We start from the raw sequence: 320 nt of genomic DNA on the forward strand, positions 1-320 counted from the left end.
TTCAAGACAACGGACGCGCGATATGTACTTGAAAAAATTCTGCGGCTGAACATGAAATATGTAATCTCCGAGGACGGCGGCGTGTACGGCTATTCCTATCGCTTTACGCACGGAAACATTCTTGTTCTGTCTTCGCCCGATGAAGAAAAGGGTGTGCTGCTGGAACTGCGCGGGCGCGGCTGCCGTGAGTTTGAGTGCTACCTGCGCGGACAGAAGCGGTCGTGGTATGAGTTTATGCGCGACTGTGCCGCCGAGGGCTGCGTATTCAAGCGTATTGACCTTGCAATCAACGACCATGCAGGACTGCTCCATGTGCCGAC

General features: G+C 54.1%; 1 pseudogene. It reads left to right on the forward strand.

The window, feature by feature from the left end:
- Positions 1-51: 51 nt before the first annotated feature.
- Positions 52-320: pseudogene (locus tag DW724_RS15510) on the forward strand (MobT family relaxase); the annotation flags it as partial.

Source organism: Butyricicoccus sp. AM27-36, from assembly GCF_003480945.1.
Classification (GTDB): domain Bacteria; phylum Bacillota; class Clostridia; order Oscillospirales; family Butyricicoccaceae; genus Agathobaculum; species Agathobaculum butyriciproducens.